This is a genomic window from Methylobacterium sp. E-046 (assembly GCF_022829625.1).
GTDB lineage: Bacteria > Pseudomonadota > Alphaproteobacteria > Rhizobiales > Beijerinckiaceae > Methylobacterium > Methylobacterium longum.
On sequence record NZ_JAKSYP010000063.1, the window covers coordinates 1 to 15,934 of the forward strand.

General features: G+C 68.4%; 13 protein-coding genes and 1 pseudogene. 8 read left to right on the forward strand and 6 right to left on the reverse strand.

Annotation, left to right across the window (positions count from 1 at the left end; translation table 11 throughout):
- Positions 1 to 1,967: pseudogene (locus tag MKK82_RS03900) on the reverse strand (hypothetical protein); the annotation flags it as partial.
- 296 nt (positions 1,968 to 2,263) lie between these two features.
- On the opposite strand from MKK82_RS03900, the gene MKK82_RS03905 reads away from it, so the two are divergent.
- Positions 2,264 to 4,051: an acyl-CoA dehydrogenase C-terminal domain-containing protein gene (locus tag MKK82_RS03905; RefSeq protein WP_243984701.1), complete on the forward strand. Its 1,788-nt coding sequence runs from the start codon at positions 2,264 to 2,266 to the stop codon at positions 4,049 to 4,051.
- Between the two features lie 186 nt (positions 4,052 to 4,237).
- Here MKK82_RS03905 and MKK82_RS03910 read toward each other — a convergent pair whose 3' ends face one another.
- From MKK82_RS03910 to MKK82_RS03920, 3 genes are all read right to left on the reverse strand, one after another.
- On the reverse strand, positions 4,238 to 5,518 hold the full coding sequence (locus MKK82_RS03910; RefSeq protein ID WP_238292238.1) for an O-acetylhomoserine aminocarboxypropyltransferase: 1,281 nt from the start codon (positions 5,516 to 5,518) through the stop codon (positions 4,238 to 4,240).
- 84 nt (positions 5,519 to 5,602) lie between these two features.
- Positions 5,603 to 5,818 carry a hypothetical protein gene (locus tag MKK82_RS03915; protein WP_238292240.1) on the reverse strand — a complete coding sequence of 72 codons (216 nt, stop codon included), beginning with the start codon at positions 5,816 to 5,818 and terminating at the stop codon, positions 5,603 to 5,605.
- Positions 5,819 to 5,854: 36 nt separating this feature from the next.
- The gene (locus MKK82_RS03920) at positions 5,855 to 6,097 is read right to left on the reverse strand and encodes a hypothetical protein (protein WP_238292243.1); all 243 of its coding nucleotides are present in this window, start codon (positions 6,095 to 6,097) and stop codon (positions 5,855 to 5,857) included.
- Positions 6,098 to 6,720: 623 nt separating this feature from the next.
- Between MKK82_RS03920 and MKK82_RS03925 the strand changes: the two genes are divergently transcribed.
- The 3 genes from MKK82_RS03925 (at position 6,721) to MKK82_RS03935 (ending at position 10,920) form a co-directional block, all read left to right on the forward strand.
- Positions 6,721 to 8,535: an ATP-binding protein gene (locus tag MKK82_RS03925; protein WP_238292245.1), complete on the forward strand. Its 1,815-nt coding sequence runs from the start codon at positions 6,721 to 6,723 to the stop codon at positions 8,533 to 8,535.
- A gap of 2 nt (positions 8,536 to 8,537) precedes the next feature.
- Positions 8,538 to 10,208, forward strand: coding sequence for a putative bifunctional diguanylate cyclase/phosphodiesterase (locus tag MKK82_RS03930; protein ID WP_238292247.1), 1,671 nt, complete (start codon positions 8,538 to 8,540; stop codon positions 10,206 to 10,208).
- Positions 10,209 to 10,344: 136 nt separating this feature from the next.
- Complete coding sequence (locus MKK82_RS03935) at positions 10,345 to 10,920, forward strand: PilZ domain-containing protein (protein WP_353959822.1); 576 nt, start codon at positions 10,345 to 10,347, stop codon at positions 10,918 to 10,920.
- Between the two features lie 109 nt (positions 10,921 to 11,029).
- On the opposite strand, the gene MKK82_RS03940 is transcribed toward MKK82_RS03935, so the two are convergent.
- Positions 11,030 to 11,812, reverse strand: a complete 783-nt coding sequence (locus tag MKK82_RS03940; protein WP_238292251.1) for an SDR family NAD(P)-dependent oxidoreductase — start codon at positions 11,810 to 11,812, stop codon at positions 11,030 to 11,032.
- A gap of 443 nt (positions 11,813 to 12,255) precedes the next feature.
- Here MKK82_RS03940 and MKK82_RS03945 point away from each other — a divergent pair, with 443 nt between their 5' ends.
- On the forward strand, positions 12,256 to 12,498 hold the full coding sequence (locus MKK82_RS03945; protein ID WP_238292253.1) for a hypothetical protein: 243 nt from the start codon (positions 12,256 to 12,258) through the stop codon (positions 12,496 to 12,498).
- 492 nt (positions 12,499 to 12,990) lie between these two features.
- Positions 12,991 to 13,599: a PAS domain-containing protein gene (locus MKK82_RS03950; protein WP_243984703.1), complete on the forward strand. Its 609-nt coding sequence runs from the start codon at positions 12,991 to 12,993 to the stop codon at positions 13,597 to 13,599.
- A 189-nt stretch (positions 13,600 to 13,788) separates the two neighbouring features.
- On the opposite strand, the gene MKK82_RS03955 is transcribed toward MKK82_RS03950, so the two are convergent.
- A complete protein-coding gene (locus MKK82_RS03955) occupies positions 13,789 to 14,397 on the reverse strand; it encodes a PAS domain-containing protein (RefSeq protein WP_238292257.1) in 609 nt (202 codons plus the stop codon).
- Between the two features lie 608 nt (positions 14,398 to 15,005).
- Between MKK82_RS03955 and MKK82_RS03960 the strand changes: the two genes are divergently transcribed.
- Together MKK82_RS03960 and MKK82_RS03965 are read left to right on the forward strand one after the other, a co-directional pair.
- A complete protein-coding gene (locus MKK82_RS03960) occupies positions 15,006 to 15,404 on the forward strand; it encodes a hypothetical protein (protein WP_238292259.1) in 399 nt (132 codons plus the stop codon).
- Between the two features lie 83 nt (positions 15,405 to 15,487).
- On the forward strand, positions 15,488 to 15,934 hold the full coding sequence (locus tag MKK82_RS03965) for a TadE/TadG family type IV pilus assembly protein (RefSeq protein ID WP_238292261.1): 447 nt from the start codon (positions 15,488 to 15,490) through the stop codon (positions 15,932 to 15,934).

Sequence of the window (15,934 nt, forward strand, 5' to 3'; positions counted from 1 at the left end):
GCCTCAGCCGTCGGGCGCTCCGTGCCGGACCGGCGCGCGGACGACTCGCGTCCGCCGCGCGATTCGCGGCCCGGGCGGCCGCTGCCGGGCTCCAGCAGATCGTCGGCGATCCGCGGGGTCTCCGCGACGTCGCGGCGTGCCACGATCCGGCCTTCGGCGGGGACGGGGGCCACCTCCGCGCTGGTCGAGGACATCAGCCGCTCGTCGAGGGACGGAGCCCGCGCCGTGATCGCCTCGGCGGGGCCGAGCCGGACGAGGAGGCGTTCGAGGGCGGACTGGACGCCCTCAAGGGTGGCGCCGAGGCGCTGATCGGAGGCGACCTGCCGTGCCTGCATGTCCGCGAGGCTGGCGCGCAGGAGCCCGATCTCGCCGGTCTCCGCGGCGGCGATGCCGGAGCCCTGCAGAGTCTCGGCCACCGCGTTGCGCGCGGCGCGCTCGACGGCGGCTTCGCTGGGCGCCGCCTCCCGGAGGGCCGTCACCTGCCGCAGCAGGTCACCCATGGTCCGTTCGAGGCCGGCCAGGGCGGGATCGGCGCTGTGCGGCGCGTCGAGGCGGCCCGCCAGGGTGACGACCTGCTTCTCCAGGGCGTCGAGCCCTTCGTGCTCCGAGCGGCTGCCGACCTGATCGACCTTCTCGGCGAGGTTGCGCAGCATGGCGTGGATCGAGGCCATCTCGCCGGGGCGGGACATGTCCCCGTCGGCGGCGTGCTCGGCCCAGTCCTCACGGGCGCAGAGGAGGTCGACCTTCTCGGCAAGCGCCTGGATCTGGCCGGCGAGCGCCGCCGGCGCCGCGAACTTCACGTCGCTGCGAATCTCCTCGAGCAGCGGCCGCAGATCCGGATTCGTGCCGACCCGCTGCAGCTCGGCGATCTGCGCGCTGACGGCTTGGAGGCTCTGCGCGAGCCCCTGGATGCGCTCGGGACCGGCCAGTGCCCCGATCAGCCGGCGGATCTCCTCGAGTTCGCCGAAGAGACCGGTCAGCGTGTGGTCGTCCCGGCCGGCGGCTCCGGTCGCCGCCACGCTGTCCAGGCGCTCCGCGAGGCGCCGGACATCCTCGGCGACGCGGCTGTGGACGTTCTCGGCGACTTCCTCGGCCAAGCGCTCGACCTGCGCCCGCACCTGCTCGATCGGCGCCGCGATGGCGGTGAGGTCGGTGCCGGCCTGCGCCCGCTCGACGCCGCTCGCCAGGGAGATCACCGCCTCCTCCAGGGCGACGATGTCCCGGCTCGTGGCGAGCTGCGTGATCGCCTCGCGCAGGCGCACGGTCTCGTCCTGAAGCTCGGCCAGGGCGGCGGAAGGCCCGGCCACCTCCTCGATCCGCGCCTCGAGGCGGCGGGCAAGGTCCATGCGCATGCTGGCGACGACGCCGCCATCCGGATCGGCCGGCGAGGCCGCGGTCGTCGACAATTCGCGCTGCCGCTGGCGGATGTCCTGCACGGCGCTGCGGATGTCGCCCGGGGCGGGGCGCCCGCGACGGCCGGGCTGGCGGGTGGCGGCGACCTGCTCGCCGAGCTGCGACATGCGGCGCTCGATGTCGCCCAGGCGCTCGGTCACCTCCTGCACGGGGGCCGCCTTCAGGGCGCGCTCGATCCGCGCCTCGATCTCGGCCAGGCGCCGCGACTCGGCATTCTGCACGCTGCGGCGTTCCTCATCGAGGGCCCGGTCAAGGCCCTCGAGACGGTGGATCAGTGCGGCCAGGCCGTCACCGTAGGTTTCCGCGACGCCGGACGCGCCGACCTGCCGGTCGAGCTCCGGGGCGACGTCGGATCGGGGCATCGGCTGGGCGAGCTGCTCGGCCCGGTGACGGCGACGCTGGCGGCGGTTGCCCGGACCGCCGGATTTCGACTGCGGGACCACCGAGGCGATCCAGGTCTCCAGCGGCACGCCGGCCCGCGCCGCCACGTCCCGGGCGGCGTCGAGCACCTCGGGATCGAAACTGTCGAGCTGCGGCATCGCGGTGCTGGTCATCGGGGGCCTATCGTCGGCAGTTCGGCGTCCAATCCTGGGTGCGGAGCGGGAACCGCTGATCGGTATCCACGGAACGCGCGCATCGGATCGTTCGAGCGTGACCATTAACTTTCTTGGTAAACACGAGGTTAAGGGGTGGCGGGTGCGGTAATCGTTGCCACCCGATTGCCCGCCGCCGGCCGGCCTTGCGTCGCCATGCAGCGAGGCCGAGCCGTTGCTCGGGAGGGCGCCGGACGGTTACATGGCGCAACCGCTGCGGGCCGCTCCGAGAGGCCCGCACACTGGGGATGCCAGAGATGCCGCAGTATCGTGCACCGGTCGAAGACACGCTGTTCCTCCTCAACGACGTGCTGGGCTTCCACGCCCGCGACAACCTGGCCGGCTTCGCCGACGCATCCCCGGACGTCGTCGAGGCGGTCCTCCGCGAGGGCGCCAAGCTCTCCGAGGAGGTGCTGGCCCCGCTCAACCGGACCGGCGACGTCGAGGGTTGCCGCCGGGAGACCGACGGCACCGTGCGCGCACCCAGCGGCTTCAAGGCGGCCTACGACACCTACGCGACCGGCGGCTGGATGGGCCTCTCGGTGCCTGAGGCCTATGGCGGCCAGGGCCTGCCCCACACCCTCAACACCGCCATCCAGGAATTCACCTCCGGCGCCAACCTCGCCTTCGGGATGTATCCCGGCCTGACCCAGGGCGCGATGGCGGCGCTGCTGGTCCACGGGACCGAGGAGCAGAAGGCGCGCTATCTGCCCAAGATGGTCGAGGGGGCCTGGACCGGCACCATGAACCTCACCGAGCCGCATTGCGGCACGGATCTCGGGCTTCTCAAGACCAAGGCGGTGCCCAACGGCGACGGCTCCTACAGCCTCACCGGCACCAAGATCTTCATCTCGGCCGGCGAGCACGACCTCGCCGAGAACATCGTCCATCTCGTCATCGCCCGCATCGAGGGCGCGCCCGCCGGAACGAAGGGCATCTCGCTCTTCGTCGTGCCCAAGTTCCTCGTGAACGAGGACGGCTCGCTCGGAGCCCGCAACGGCGTGTCCTGCGGCTCCCTGGAGCACAAGATGGGCATCCACGGGAACGCCACCTGCGTCATGAACTACGACGGCGCCACCGGCTGGCTGGTCGGACAGGAGAATCGCGGCCTCAACGCCATGTTCGTGATGATGAACGAGGCGCGGCTGGCGGTGGGAGTCCAGGGGCTCGGCCAGTCCGAGGTCGCTTACCAGAACGCCGCCGCCTACGCGAAGGACCGTCTCCAGGGCCGGGCGCTGACCGGCGCGAAGGCGCCCGAGAAGGCGGCCGATCCGATCATCGTCCACCCCGACGTGCGCCGCACGCTCCTGCAGATCCGCTCCTTCAACGAGGCGGCCCGGGCGCTGATGCTCTGGACGGCCCTCCAGGCCGACATCCTGCACCGCTCGGAGGATGCTCAGGAGCGCCAGGCCGCGGACGATCAGCTCGGGCTGATGACCCCCGTGGTGAAGGGCGTGTTCACCGATCGGGGGTTCGCCAACGCCGTCGAGGCGCAGCAGCTGCTTGGCGGTCACGGCTACATCGAGGAATGGGGCATGTCGCAGTTCGTGCGCGATGCCCGCATCGCCATGATCTACGAGGGCGCCAACGGCATCCAGGCCATGGACCTGATCGGCCGCAAGCTGCCCAAGGACGGCGGCCGGGCCATGATGGCCTTCCTGGGCGAGGTCCAGACCTTCCTGAAGGACCATGGCGAGGATCCCGCGATGGCGCCGTTCACCACGCCGCTCCAGGCCGGAGTGAACGACCTCCAGGGCGCCGTCATGTGGCTGATGCAGAACGCATTCTCGAAGCCCGACAATGCCGGCGCCGGCGCCACCGACTTCATGCACCTCTTCGGTCTCGTGGCCCTCGGCTACATGTGGGCGCGGATCGCCAAGGCGGCACTGGCCAACCATGCCGAGGCGCCCTCCCCGCGCTGGGAGTCGAAGCTCACGAGCGGCCGGTTCTTCATGGAGCGGATGCTGCCGGAGACGGGCCTGCGCCTCTCGCGGATCAAGGCCGGCTCGGAGAGCACCATGGCGCTGATGGCGGACGCGTTCTGAGCCTCCAGCCGGTCGCCGCGCCCGCGCGCGGCGGCCGGCATCGGTTCGGCATCTCCGCACCGTCGCCGTCGCCGTCGCGAGCGCGACGCGCACAACGCGGTCAGCGCGGCGGCGTCATCCTGGCGTAAGCCCGGTCAGCGTCACCGTACTGGCGACGACGGCGCTGCCCCAGGAGGCGAGCACCCCTCAGCCGACGAGCGCGGCGTCCAGATCCTCGATGAGGTCCGCCGGATCCTCCAGGCCGATCGACAGCCGCACCACGTCGGGTCCGGCGCCGGCGGCGGTCTTCTGCGCGTCGGTGAGCTGGCGGTGCGTGGTCGAGGCCGGGTGGATGATCAGCGAGCGCGTGTCGCCGATATTGGCGAGGTGCGAGAACAGCTGCAGGCTGGAGACGAGCTTCACGCCAGCGTCGTAGCCACCCTTCAGCCCGAAGGTGAAGACGGCGCCGCACCCGTTCGGCGTGTAGCGCCGGGCGAGCTCGTGATAGCGGTCGCTCTCAAGGCCCGGATAGCTCACCCAAGACACCGCCGGATGCGTCGACAGGTGCCGCGCCACCGTCAGCGCGTTGTCGGAATGGCGCTGCATCCGCAGCGGCAGGGTCTCGATGCCGGTGAGGATCAGGAATGCGTTGAACGGCGACAGGGCCGGCCCGAGGTCGCGCAGGCCCAGCACCCGGCACGCGATGGCGAATCCGAAATTGCCGAAGGTCTCGGCCAGAACCATGCCGGAATATTCCGGCCGTGGCTGGCTCATCATCGGGTAGCGGGCGTCGCCCGCCCACTGGAACGAGCCGCCATCGACGATCAGGCCGCCGATCGAGTTGCCGTGGCCGCCGAGGAACTTGGTGGCCGAGTGGACGATGATGTCGGCCCCGTGCTCGAAGGGCCGGATCAGGTACGGCGTCGCCATGGTGTTGTCGACGACGAGCGGAATGTTGTGCTTCTTGGCGATCCGCGACAGCGCCGCGATGTCGGTGATGACGCCCCCCGGATTGGCGATCGATTCGCAGAAGATCGCCTTCGTGCGCGGCGTGATCGCCGCCTCGAACGAGGCCGGATCGTCGTTGTCGGCCCAGGCCACCGACCAGCCGAAGTTCTTGTAGGAATGGTTGAACTGGTTGATCGAGCCGCCATACAGCTTGTTGGAGGCGACGAACTCGTCGCCCGGCTGCATCAGGGCATGCATGGTGAGGAACTCGGCGGCGTGGCCGGAGGCGACCGCCAAGGCCGCGGTGCCGCCCTCCAGCGCTGCGATGCGCTCCTCCAGCACGGCATTCGTCGGGTTGGTGATCCGCGTGTAGATGTTGCCGAAGGCCTGAAGCCCGAACAGCGAGGCGGCGTGATCGACATCGTCGAACACGAAGCTCGTGGTCTGGTAGATCGGCGTGGCCCGCGCGCCCGTCGCGGCATCGGGGGCGGCGCCCGCGTGGATCGCCAGCGTGTTGAAGCCGGGCAGGCGGTCGGTCATCGTCGGTTCTCCTCGGAGCACCCGCGGCTGTACGCCCGCGCGGGAGGGCGACGCAAGCTCCCGGTACGGGCCCGGACCGCGCCTCTACACCTCCGGCATGTGGCCGATGTCGACGTGCGGCTGCCCGGCATCCACGAGCGCACGGTCCACGGCCTCGATGGCGAGCAGCGTGCGGGTCAGGTCCTCGGCCATGGAGATCGGCGCCACGTCGAGTCCGCCCAGGCGTCGGGAAATGGCGTTCCTCTGGCGCGCCAGCGCGGCGCGGGCACGGTTCAGATCCTCGATCTCGTCGGTCGTCATCGTCGGTCCTTCCCCCGGCTTCTGCCGGTGTGGTGATCAGCTGCCCGGCGTCCAGTCGATGTTCGGCCGCTGCGCGAGGATGCGCGCGAAGTAGTCGGCCACCGCCTGGGCGCCGTCGGTGTGCATCATGGCGACGGGATGCGCGAGATACGCGCGGGCGAGATCGAGCGGTAACGTCCCGTCCCGGAACGCCTCCAGCACCGCGTCGATGAACTCGTCATGGGCGTCGTTGAATTCGTTGGACAGCTTCTTGCGGTCGTTCAGGGCCTTGATCGGCATGCCGTTTCCATCTCTCCGGGTTGATGTCTGCACCGCCTCGCGTCAACCCGCCCGAACAGGAACGCGGCTCGGAAGGTTCCAGCCTGCGGGCCATGGGGCGGTCGCCGGCCGAACTTCAGTAACCCTCCGCGCGGCGCGATTGGAGCGAAAAGCCCGGCTCAGCCGTTAATGCCTTATGTCGACGATGTCAGTGCGCGCCCATACAGTCGAGATTGTCCCGTGTGCGGACGACCCGCGATGCTACCGCTGGCTCATACGGGCCCGCGGCGGCGCGATCGTGGAAGAATCGCCCTACGCGTTCGTGACGTCGAACGGCGCGCGGATCTCCGGCGAGTGCTGGATGCGCGAGCACTTCGACGTCACCCGCTCCAGCTAACCGGAGGTCGGCCGGTATCGCTTCGCTTCGCCGATATCGCTTACGGGTTGTTGTGCCTGAAGAGCGATCGATACAACCGAGGATGGCACGTGCCGTGAGGGCGTGTATTCACACGGACAAGCCGTTTTTCATCCGAGTGTGTAAGCTTAACATTAAGCATCGCTGGCCGCATCGGCGGTTTTTGTCGGTTCTTTAATGAGACTCGTCCAGCTTCAGGCCAATTCCGATGTTGGCCGGGGAATGGACGATGGTGAATGGTGACGGCGACAACCGGAACGGCGTTCTGGCGTCGCGGTTGGGCTCGGTGACCTCGATCGAAGGGTCGAAGGTGCATCTTGCGCTTGCCGGCCAGAACGGCCGGCCGAACGTGCGGGTCACCGTCGGCAATTTCGTCCGGATCCAGGCGGGCGCCGCAGACCTGATCGGTATCATCACGACCCTGGCGTCGGGGGCCGGTGGCCAGCCCGGCGCCGTCGCGAGCCTCGATCTCCTCGGCGAGATCGTCCTGAAGGATGGGGCGAAGAGCTTCCAGCGCGGCGTGGCCTGCTATCCCGCGATCGGCGACGCGGTCGATCTGCTCCCGCCCGGCGACCTGCGCGTCGTCTACCAAGCTACGGGATCGCGCACGGCGACGGTCGGCGCCCTCTACCAGGATCCCGAGACGCCGGCCTGCATCAAGGTGGAGGATCTGCTGACGAAGCATTTCGCCGTCCTCGGCACGACCGGGGTGGGCAAGTCCAGCGGCGTCGCGGTCATCCTCGACCAAGTGCTGCGTACGCGGCAGGACGTGCGGATCTTCCTGCTGGACGTGCACAACGAGTACGCCTCGTGCTTCGGCGACCGCGCCAGCATCATCAGCCCGCACAATCTCAAGCTGCCGTTCTGGCTCTTCAACCTGGAAGAGATCGCCGACGTCATCTACGGCGGCCGCCCGGCGATCGACGAGGAAATCGAGATCCTGGCGGAGGTGATCCCGCTCGCGAAGAGCAAGTACGTCCAGTACAAGGAGGCGAGTGACCGGCAGATCGTCAAGCGGTCCATCGGCAAGAGCGCCGGGTACACCGTCGACACGCCGGTTCCCTACATGCTGCAGGACCTGATCTCGCTCATCGACGAGCGGATGGGACGCTTGGAGAACCGCGTCTCGCGGATGCACTACCACCGCTTGATCACCCGCATCGAGGCGATCCGCAACGACCCCCGCTACGGCTTCATGTTCGAGAACGCCAATGTCGGCGGCGACATGATGGGCGAGATCGTGGCGCACCTGTTCCGGCTTGAACCGGACGGGCGCCCGATGACCATCATGCAGTTGGCAGGATTGCCCATGGAGGTGATCGACGCCGTCGTCTGCGTCCTGTGCCGTATGGCGTTCGAGTTCGGCATCTGGAGCGAGGGCGCGATACCGCTCCTCTTCGTGTGCGAGGAGGCCCACCGCTACGCCTCGGCCGACCGCTCCATCGGCTTCACGCCCACGCGCCGCGCCCTGTCGCGGATCGCCCGCGAGGGGCGCAAGCACGGCGTTTTCCTCGGGTTGGTGACCCAGCGGCCGGCCGAACTCGACGCGACCATCATGTCCCAGTGCAGCACCCTGTTCGCCATGCGGATGACCAACGACCGCGACCAAGCCTTCCTGGCGGCGGCCGTCTCGGATGCCGTGAATCTCCTGAGCTTCGTGCCGTCCCTCGGCACCGGCGAGGTCATCGCCTTCGGCGAGGGCGTGCCGATGCCGGCGCGGATGAAGTTCCATCCGCTGCCCCCGGAGCGGCAGCCGCGCAACGACATCAGCGGGCGCACTCCGGGGTCGGGCGAGATGATCGCCGGTGCGGCCTTCGTGGGCGCCGTGGTCGAGCGCTGGCGGGGTGCCACCATGAGCAAGTCGGGCGGCGGCGACACGGATCTCACCGGCTTGGCGCGCCTCGCCCGCGAGCCGGGCGCCGACGGCAACGGCGCCGCGCTCGAACAGGTGCACCGGCGCCTGCTCCGGCGTCCCCTGGATGCCGCCGAGGCGCCGGCCGAGACCGGTCTGCGCGCCGCGAAGGCCCTCTGGCAGCAGAGCTGAGCGTGAGCGACGTCGCGCCGAGTCACCGGCGGAGCCTGCTGGAAGCCGCCATCCAGGCGCTCCCGGTGGGCGTCGTGGTCCACGACGATCAGGGGGTCTGCATCCTGGCGAACGCGGCCGCGCGGGCGCTCGGCAGCGAGCTCGTCGACGACCTGTCGGCGTCCGCCCTCGAACGGCCGGACCGGATCTGCGTCGAGGAGGTCGGCACGCAGGTGGTCGAGACCTCGACGCGCTTGGTCTCGGCCGAGCGGGAGAGCTACACGCTCACCACGATCGCCGACGTCACGCATCACCACACAATGCAGCGCGATCTGATCGCGCGGGCCTTCATCGACGCGCTCACCGGCCTGCCCAACCGGACCATGTTCGAGCAGAGCATCGAGGAACTGATCGCCGAGGCAACCCCGGAGGCGCGGTTCGCCCTGGCCTTTATCGACCTCGACAATTTCAAGCACATCAACGACTACTACAGCCACGCGGCCGGCGACGCGCTCCTGCGCAAGGTCGCCGACCGGATCCGCGGCGCCCTCTGCCCGAGCGACCTCCTCGCCCGGATCGGGGGCGATGAATTCGTCCTGCTGCTCAATCCGATCGCCGACAAGGACAGTACCCTCTCGGCGGTGCTCGACATCTCCGAACGTCTGAAGCAGCCGTTCTTCATCGACGGCCACGAGATCTTCGCTTCGGCGTCGATCGGCCTGAGCCTCTACCCCGAGCACGGAACCACCTACGAGGTTCTGCGCCGGCAGGCCGACAATGCCATGTACCGGGTCAAGGGCGGGGTGAAGGGCGGCGTCAGCCTGTTCGAGGAGACGATGAGCCATGCGGCCACGGCCCGCATGGCGGTGGAGCAGCGCCTGCGGCTGGCGATCCGGGACCGCTGCTTCTGCTGCGCGTTCCAGCCCAAGGTCGACATGCGCACGCATGCCGTGCTCGGCGTCGAGGTGCTCCTGCGCTGGCGCGACGAGCAAGGCATGATCCAGGCCCCCGGCGACTTCATCGAGCTCGCCATCGAGCTCGGCCTGATCAACGAGATCACGCTCCAGGTTCTGGCCGAGACCGTGCAGGCGATGCCCGACATCGACGAGGTGTTCGGGCCGGACGTGTCCGTGAGCCTGAACATCGCCGCGAAGCAGGCCTGCGACGTCCCGTTCATGGCCGCCTTCTGCGACGCCCTGGGCGAGACCGGCATGGCCCCGCGCTTCGTGCTCGAACTCACCGAGGAGGCCTTCTTCACCAAGGGCCGCTTCCAGAGCGAGGTCCTGCCCCGCATCCGAGCCATCGGAGCCCGGGTTTCCATCGACGATTTCGGCGTCGGCTACTCGTCGCTTGCGGCCCTGGCGGAGATCACCGCGGACGAATTGAAGATCGACCGCTCCTTCATCACCGACATCGACAAGCGGCCGCGCAGTCAGATCGTCCTGAAGGCCATCGAATCCCTCGGTCTGGCCCTCGGCATGTCGGTGGTCGCCGAGGGCGTCGAGACCTACGAGGAGGTCGCCTACCTCCTCGGGGCGACGCAGATCCGCTGTGCCCAGGGATACTACTACGCCAGGCCGCTCCTGATCGATCAGATCCGTCTCGCCGATCCGCGGGGCTCCGCTTCCCGGGGCAGCGGCTCCCAGAGCCGCACGTCGGACTTCCGCGCGCCCGGCCTGCTGCGGCGGGCCTAGGACGGGAGCCGAGCGTCGGCTCTGCAGCCTATGATTGTAGATCAGCGTTAATACAGCTGCCGGACAACGGTTATCGCCGCAGGCGCGATCTCTCCGCTTGTTGTGTCGAGGGCAGTACTGTAGCGGTCATCCGGCCGTGCCCGACCGTCGATCATCTCCCCGATATTCTGTCGCTCTTCCGGCCCTCTGTTGGGGGGCCGACGGCGTCGAGTTCCACGCGGTGACCGTCGATGTCTCGGCGATGGGCATCCAGCTGAAGTCGATCGTCACGCCGCACGTCGATCATCCGTTGACGTGCAACATCCGGGATGTCGGTCGTCTCGAAGCGATGGTCATCCGCGCGAACCAGTGCGACTTCGCGGTTCGCGTCACGGGACAGAACCCGTCGCCCGGCTCGATCGCGCGTCGCCTGATCGCCCTGAGCCAGCAGCAGGCCCGACAGTCGAACTCTGTCCGCGTCAGCCGCCGGGTCGTACCCGAACATACCGCCGTTCAGGTCGTGCTCGGAGACGGGGTGTCGGTGCATGCGCACATCATCAACCTCTCGGCATCCGGCGTCGCACTGCTCATCCAGGAGCGGCTTCAGATCGGGCAGCCGATCACCGTCGGTCGTCACCGCGCGACGGTGACCCGGCAGATCGAGGGCGGCGTCGGCGCGGCCTTCCTGGTGCCCCTGGGGCCGAGTCCCGTCGATGAGAGCACCAGACTCTGACGGCACCACCCGGGATTTGACCGCGGGGCGCCGTCGCACGGCCGGCGGGCCGTCGAGATATCCGGGCTCCGATGGTCTCGTGCCGGATCTCCTGCGACCCGGCGACCGTTCAGTCCCGCCGCTCCCGTCGCAGCGTCTTGAGCCCGATGCCGGTCGCCTCGAACCCACCATCGACGGCGAGCTGCTGACCCGTGACGAAGGCGGCGCGGTCCGAGCAGAGGAAGACGATCGCCTCGGCGAGCTCCGCCTCCAGTCCGTAGCGTCCGAGCGGCATGGCGTCGTGGTAATCCGCGCGGATCTCCGGACTGTGGACGGCCTTAGCCATGGCCGTGTCCACCGGACCCGGGGCGACCGCGTTCACGCGGATCCCGAACTGTCCGAGCTCGACCGCCTGCTGCTTCGTGAGCTGGGCCAGCGCCGCCTTGCTGGTGCCGTAGGCCGTCCGCAGCGTCGAGGCGCGCAGGCCCGAGATGGAGGTGATGTTCACGATCGCGCCGCCGCGCTCGGCGAGGAGCGGGATGGCCGCCTGCGTGCACAGGAACGGTCCCGACAGATTCACCGCGAGGACGCGCGACCAGTCCTCGAAGGTGGTCTCCGTCAGCGGCTTGAAGATCGCGATTCCGGCATTGTTGACCAACGCGTCGAGGCGCCCGAACCGATCCGCGACCTGCCGCATGGCGGCGGCCACGGCCGCCGGATCGGAAACGTCGGCCGTCACCGCCAGGGTGCGCTCGGGCTGGTCCAGGCGGGCGGTCGCCGCTTCGACGCCGGGCCCGTCGATGTCGAGGAGTGCGACGCGCCAGCCTTCCGCGAGGAACAGCGCCGCGGCGGCGCGTCCGATGCCGCGGGCGGCACCCGTGACCAGGGCGGTGCGATCCCGGGTCTCACTCATGGATCGTCTCCTCGGACAGCGGCCGCGCTCCGGCGGCACAAGGGTTTGTCACAGCGGGTCGTATGCCGGCATCGCGCGGGCGCGCAACCGGCGCGGTACGCTTTCGCGCATCGTTCCGGCCATCTGTCCCGTGGACGGTGCCCCCCGCGGCCCGGTCCTCAGAGCGGATGGCCCCCGCGCCCGGCGGCCGGGCCACACACACGGGGCGGCACCCGGATTCGGTGCCGACGGGCCCGGCGCCGTGGTGTGCGCAATCGACGAGAGCGCGGTGCCGGGTCCGCGGGTGGCCGCGCCGGGCTGACCGCCATCCCCCCTTCACGCGAGCGTGGCGGTTAATCTCTCTCGAACGCGTCGCCGCTAATCTGGGAACACGCTACGTACAAAATTCGTTTGCTCGTGCAGAATGCAACTTGTAGATGAGCAAACCCAAAGCCGGAGGTAACATGCGCGGACGGCCAAGCTACCTCATCGTTCTGGTTGGAAGCGGATACATCGGAGCCATCATCGCGCTGAGCGTCTGTTGGCATCTCGGTCTTCTGCTGGCGCTCTTGGCCGCGCCGGCGGGAGGTAGCCTTGGAGTGTTCGTCGCCGCACTGCTGCTCTACCTGCGCGAGCGTCTGACCAGCACGCGCCCCACCTCCGCGGTTTCGCGCACCGCAGCCGGGATCAAGGATGCCGCCCTGTAAACGCGGCTTTCCGACGGCCCGGTACCGAACAGATCCCCCAAGGCCTGTACAAGCGGCGCGGAGACAGCGCTCGGATATTTGGGCACCCTGATCAGGGCGCCGTTCGCGCCCGTTTGAGCGCCTGCGCGCCAGGCGGCCGCCTCGACGTGCCGCCGCTCCTTCCGGGATGAACGTCAGCCTCCGTGGCTTCCGCCGGCGTCTCGACCTGTCATTATCTGCGACCGCTCTGATCTGTATCGGCCCTGCCGCGACTGAGCGCAGGTGCGCCGGCTATTCGCGATTGTCTTAGGGCCTGTGCGTCCGTCGACGGATTCCGGCGCGGCGATGATTCGTCGGTGTACGAGCGTTGTTTGACCCTCGCGCCAGAACCGACGCGTCGAGGCTCAGTAGCGCACCACACGCAACAGTTGCATTGTTTGAAACGTTCTTTTTGAGGTTGTATAAACGCGTTCGCTACACGGGTCTGCCTTCGGTCTGGAGACGGGTTGCGCGATGTCCAAGTCGAAACCCCGCGACGTCGAGACGAACTTCGACGCGTTCCAGCACGCCCTCGACGCCCTCGACGTGATCGGTCGGTGGAACTGGGATGCGGCGACCGATCGTGTGCGCTCCGACGCGTTCGTGGCGCTGCTGTTCAATCTCGCGCCGGAGGAGGCGGAGGAAGGCGTGCCGCTCACCTCCTACGTCGAAGCCGTCCACGCCGATGATCGGCAGCGGGTTCTGTCGCTGATCCGGCGGAGCGCGCAGGAAGGCAGCACCTATCTCACCGAGTACCGTGTCATCTCGATCGATGGGCGGACGCGCTGGGTGCTGGCGCGCGGCCGGTTCACCCGCGACCGTAGCGGCAAGGCGGTCGCCGGAGGCGGCATCCTCGTCGACGTCACCCGGATGCGGATGAGCGAGGGCACCTTCGACGACGTCGAGGTCCCCTCGGGCGGCGTGCCCCTGGATCGGGCGGCCGATCTCCTCATCGCCGCGCAGCAGGCGATCGTGGAATCGGAGGATCCGACCCTGAAGATCCTCGCGGATGCACTGCTCATGGCTGTGGGGCGCCGCCTCCCCCAGCGCGAGACGGAGGAGCGACGCAGGCACATGAACTGAATCGGATTGCCGCCGGAACCCGCGACGCGACCGGCAGGGCCGCCGCGGGGCACTCGGGCTCGCGCTTCAGCGAAGCCGCGCGATGTTCGAACGCCGTCGGTCTCGACAGACGCCCACCTCGACAGGGATCACGTCCGCACCCGACCGCACGGAGGGTGCGTCGGCGCCATCCGGCGTCGTGTCTGACGTTCAGTTCATATGCCGGTGTCGGTTCTGAACCTCCTGTTGCGCCAGTTTTCGCCCGAGCGCGACCAGGAGCGCATCCGCGTAGACCTTCAACTCCGGATCCGCCATTTCCATGATCGCATACTGGGCGGCGATGGCATGGTCGGCCGCCCGCTCCAGCGGCGTTTCCTCCGCGTAGGACTCGACCTCGTTGAAGGTGCCCTCGCTCATCCGCATCCGGCTGATGTCGACGAGGATGCCGCTTCCGCCCAGGAGCCTTCCGGTGTGGTCGCTGGTGAACCGGCCGCGCGCGAGCACCCAGCGGGTGCGTCCGTCGATCGAGATCACGCGGTACTCGGTGAGATATGCGCTGCCCTCTTGGGCGCTGCGTCTCAGCTGGGCCGCGGCCCGCTCTCGATCCTCGCCGTGGATGGCAGCATTGTAGGTGGCGAGCGGAACGCCGCTCTCCGCTTCCTCGGGGTCGATGTTGAAGAGAAGCGCGACGAAACCGTCGGCGCGCACGTGGTCGGTCGCCGCGTCCCATTCCCAACGACCGATCACGTCGAGCGCGTCGAGCGCCAGTTGGAATGCTTCAGGGCAGGTCTGGCCGCTGAAGGATTTGAGCTTCCGCATTGCAAGACTCGTATTCAAATCATGACGCAAACATACGCGGCGGTGCCTGCAACCGCAAGATGTACATAGCGATGGGAACCTACTGTTGCGTGATTGACACGACCGCGCTCAGTAACAAAGCGTTAATACCTGCGTCGCCTCTGCGACATCTGCTTCTTGCCCGTACGAGCAAAAGCCGCGGCGATTGATAGAGAAGGCGTATCTCGCGCGGTCGTCAGACAGCACAGTCGGGCGCACGATCCAATCGACGACGAGCAACCAACGAGCGGCTGCACAAGACCGAGGCTGGGTCACCGGCGTGTGCTGATCCCGTGCAAATTGGTGGCCTGCCATTCTGACGCTGACAATCAGGCGTGCCAGTTCTCTCAAGCCGCAGGACAGTGGAAGGCTCAAAGTGGGGGGTACAGGGGAGCGGAATTCGTCGACCCGCGTCTTCGGAGCTGCCGCACAGCACTCCAGCGGGCAGACCGGAGACGGGACATCCCCGGCCGACGAAAGCCGGACATGCGGCGACGTCCTGCCGAGGCCCGAGGCTCGGTCTTCAACCATTTTGGCGAGGCCGGCTGGACCTGCAACTGATAATTGCATCCTCGATCCGCAGGTTTGTGATGCCGGCGTCGGACCGTTGCATCATTCGCGTCTCCATCGCGAATAGCCTCGTCGGACTCAGCGCAACCGCGCTCCTGGGGCAGAAGCGGGCCGTCGCCGTCCACCAGTTCAGTCTTCGCCTCGGACGTGCAGCGGCGCTCGCGGCGATCGGGATCCTTTCAGCCGATCACGCGGCCGAGGGCGGCCTCGAAGTGGTTCACCGAGGATTCCTGGGCGCCGAGTTTCGCTCTATGGCCCGACAAGCCGCCGTCGATCGAGCCGCGACGGCGGAAAGCGTGATCGGGGCACCGATGTTCATCGCCATCGATCTGCTCGACGATACCGGTCTCAGCACGGCGAAGGCGACCTTCAAGAAGGTGCAACCCAACGTTGTCGCAGTCTTGAGTAGTGTTTTCTAAGACATATGCAACCGTTGGTTAGGAAGTAGACGCCACCATGGGTTGTGCAGCCACCGGGCTGCGCACACGCGGAGGGCAGGTCGATGGCCTGGCGACGTTTGCTGCGGCGCGGGGCGCGCATTGGATGGACCTGCCGCCGGGGTAGCTCGGCGGTGGAATTCGCCCTCGTGGCCCCGGTGCTCCTGTGCCTGTTCGCCGGCATCACGGTGTTCGGCATCTGCCTCGGAGCGGCCCACAACCTCCGCCAGATCGCCGCCGAGGCGGCACGCGCCTCCGTGGCCGGCGTGACGGACACGGAGCGCGCATCGTTGGCGCAGAGCACCGTCGATCGGAGCTTGGCCTCGGGAGCGATGTTCCGGCCCGGCAGCGTTGCCGTGCAGGTCGGCCCCGATCCCAATGATGCCGCGATCTATACGGTCACCATCACGTTCGACGCCACGAGCCTCGGCATCAACGCCTTCTCGCGCCTGCTTCCGATGCTTCCCCACGTCCTGCGCAGCACCGTCAGCGTGCGGAAGGGGGGGCTGTGA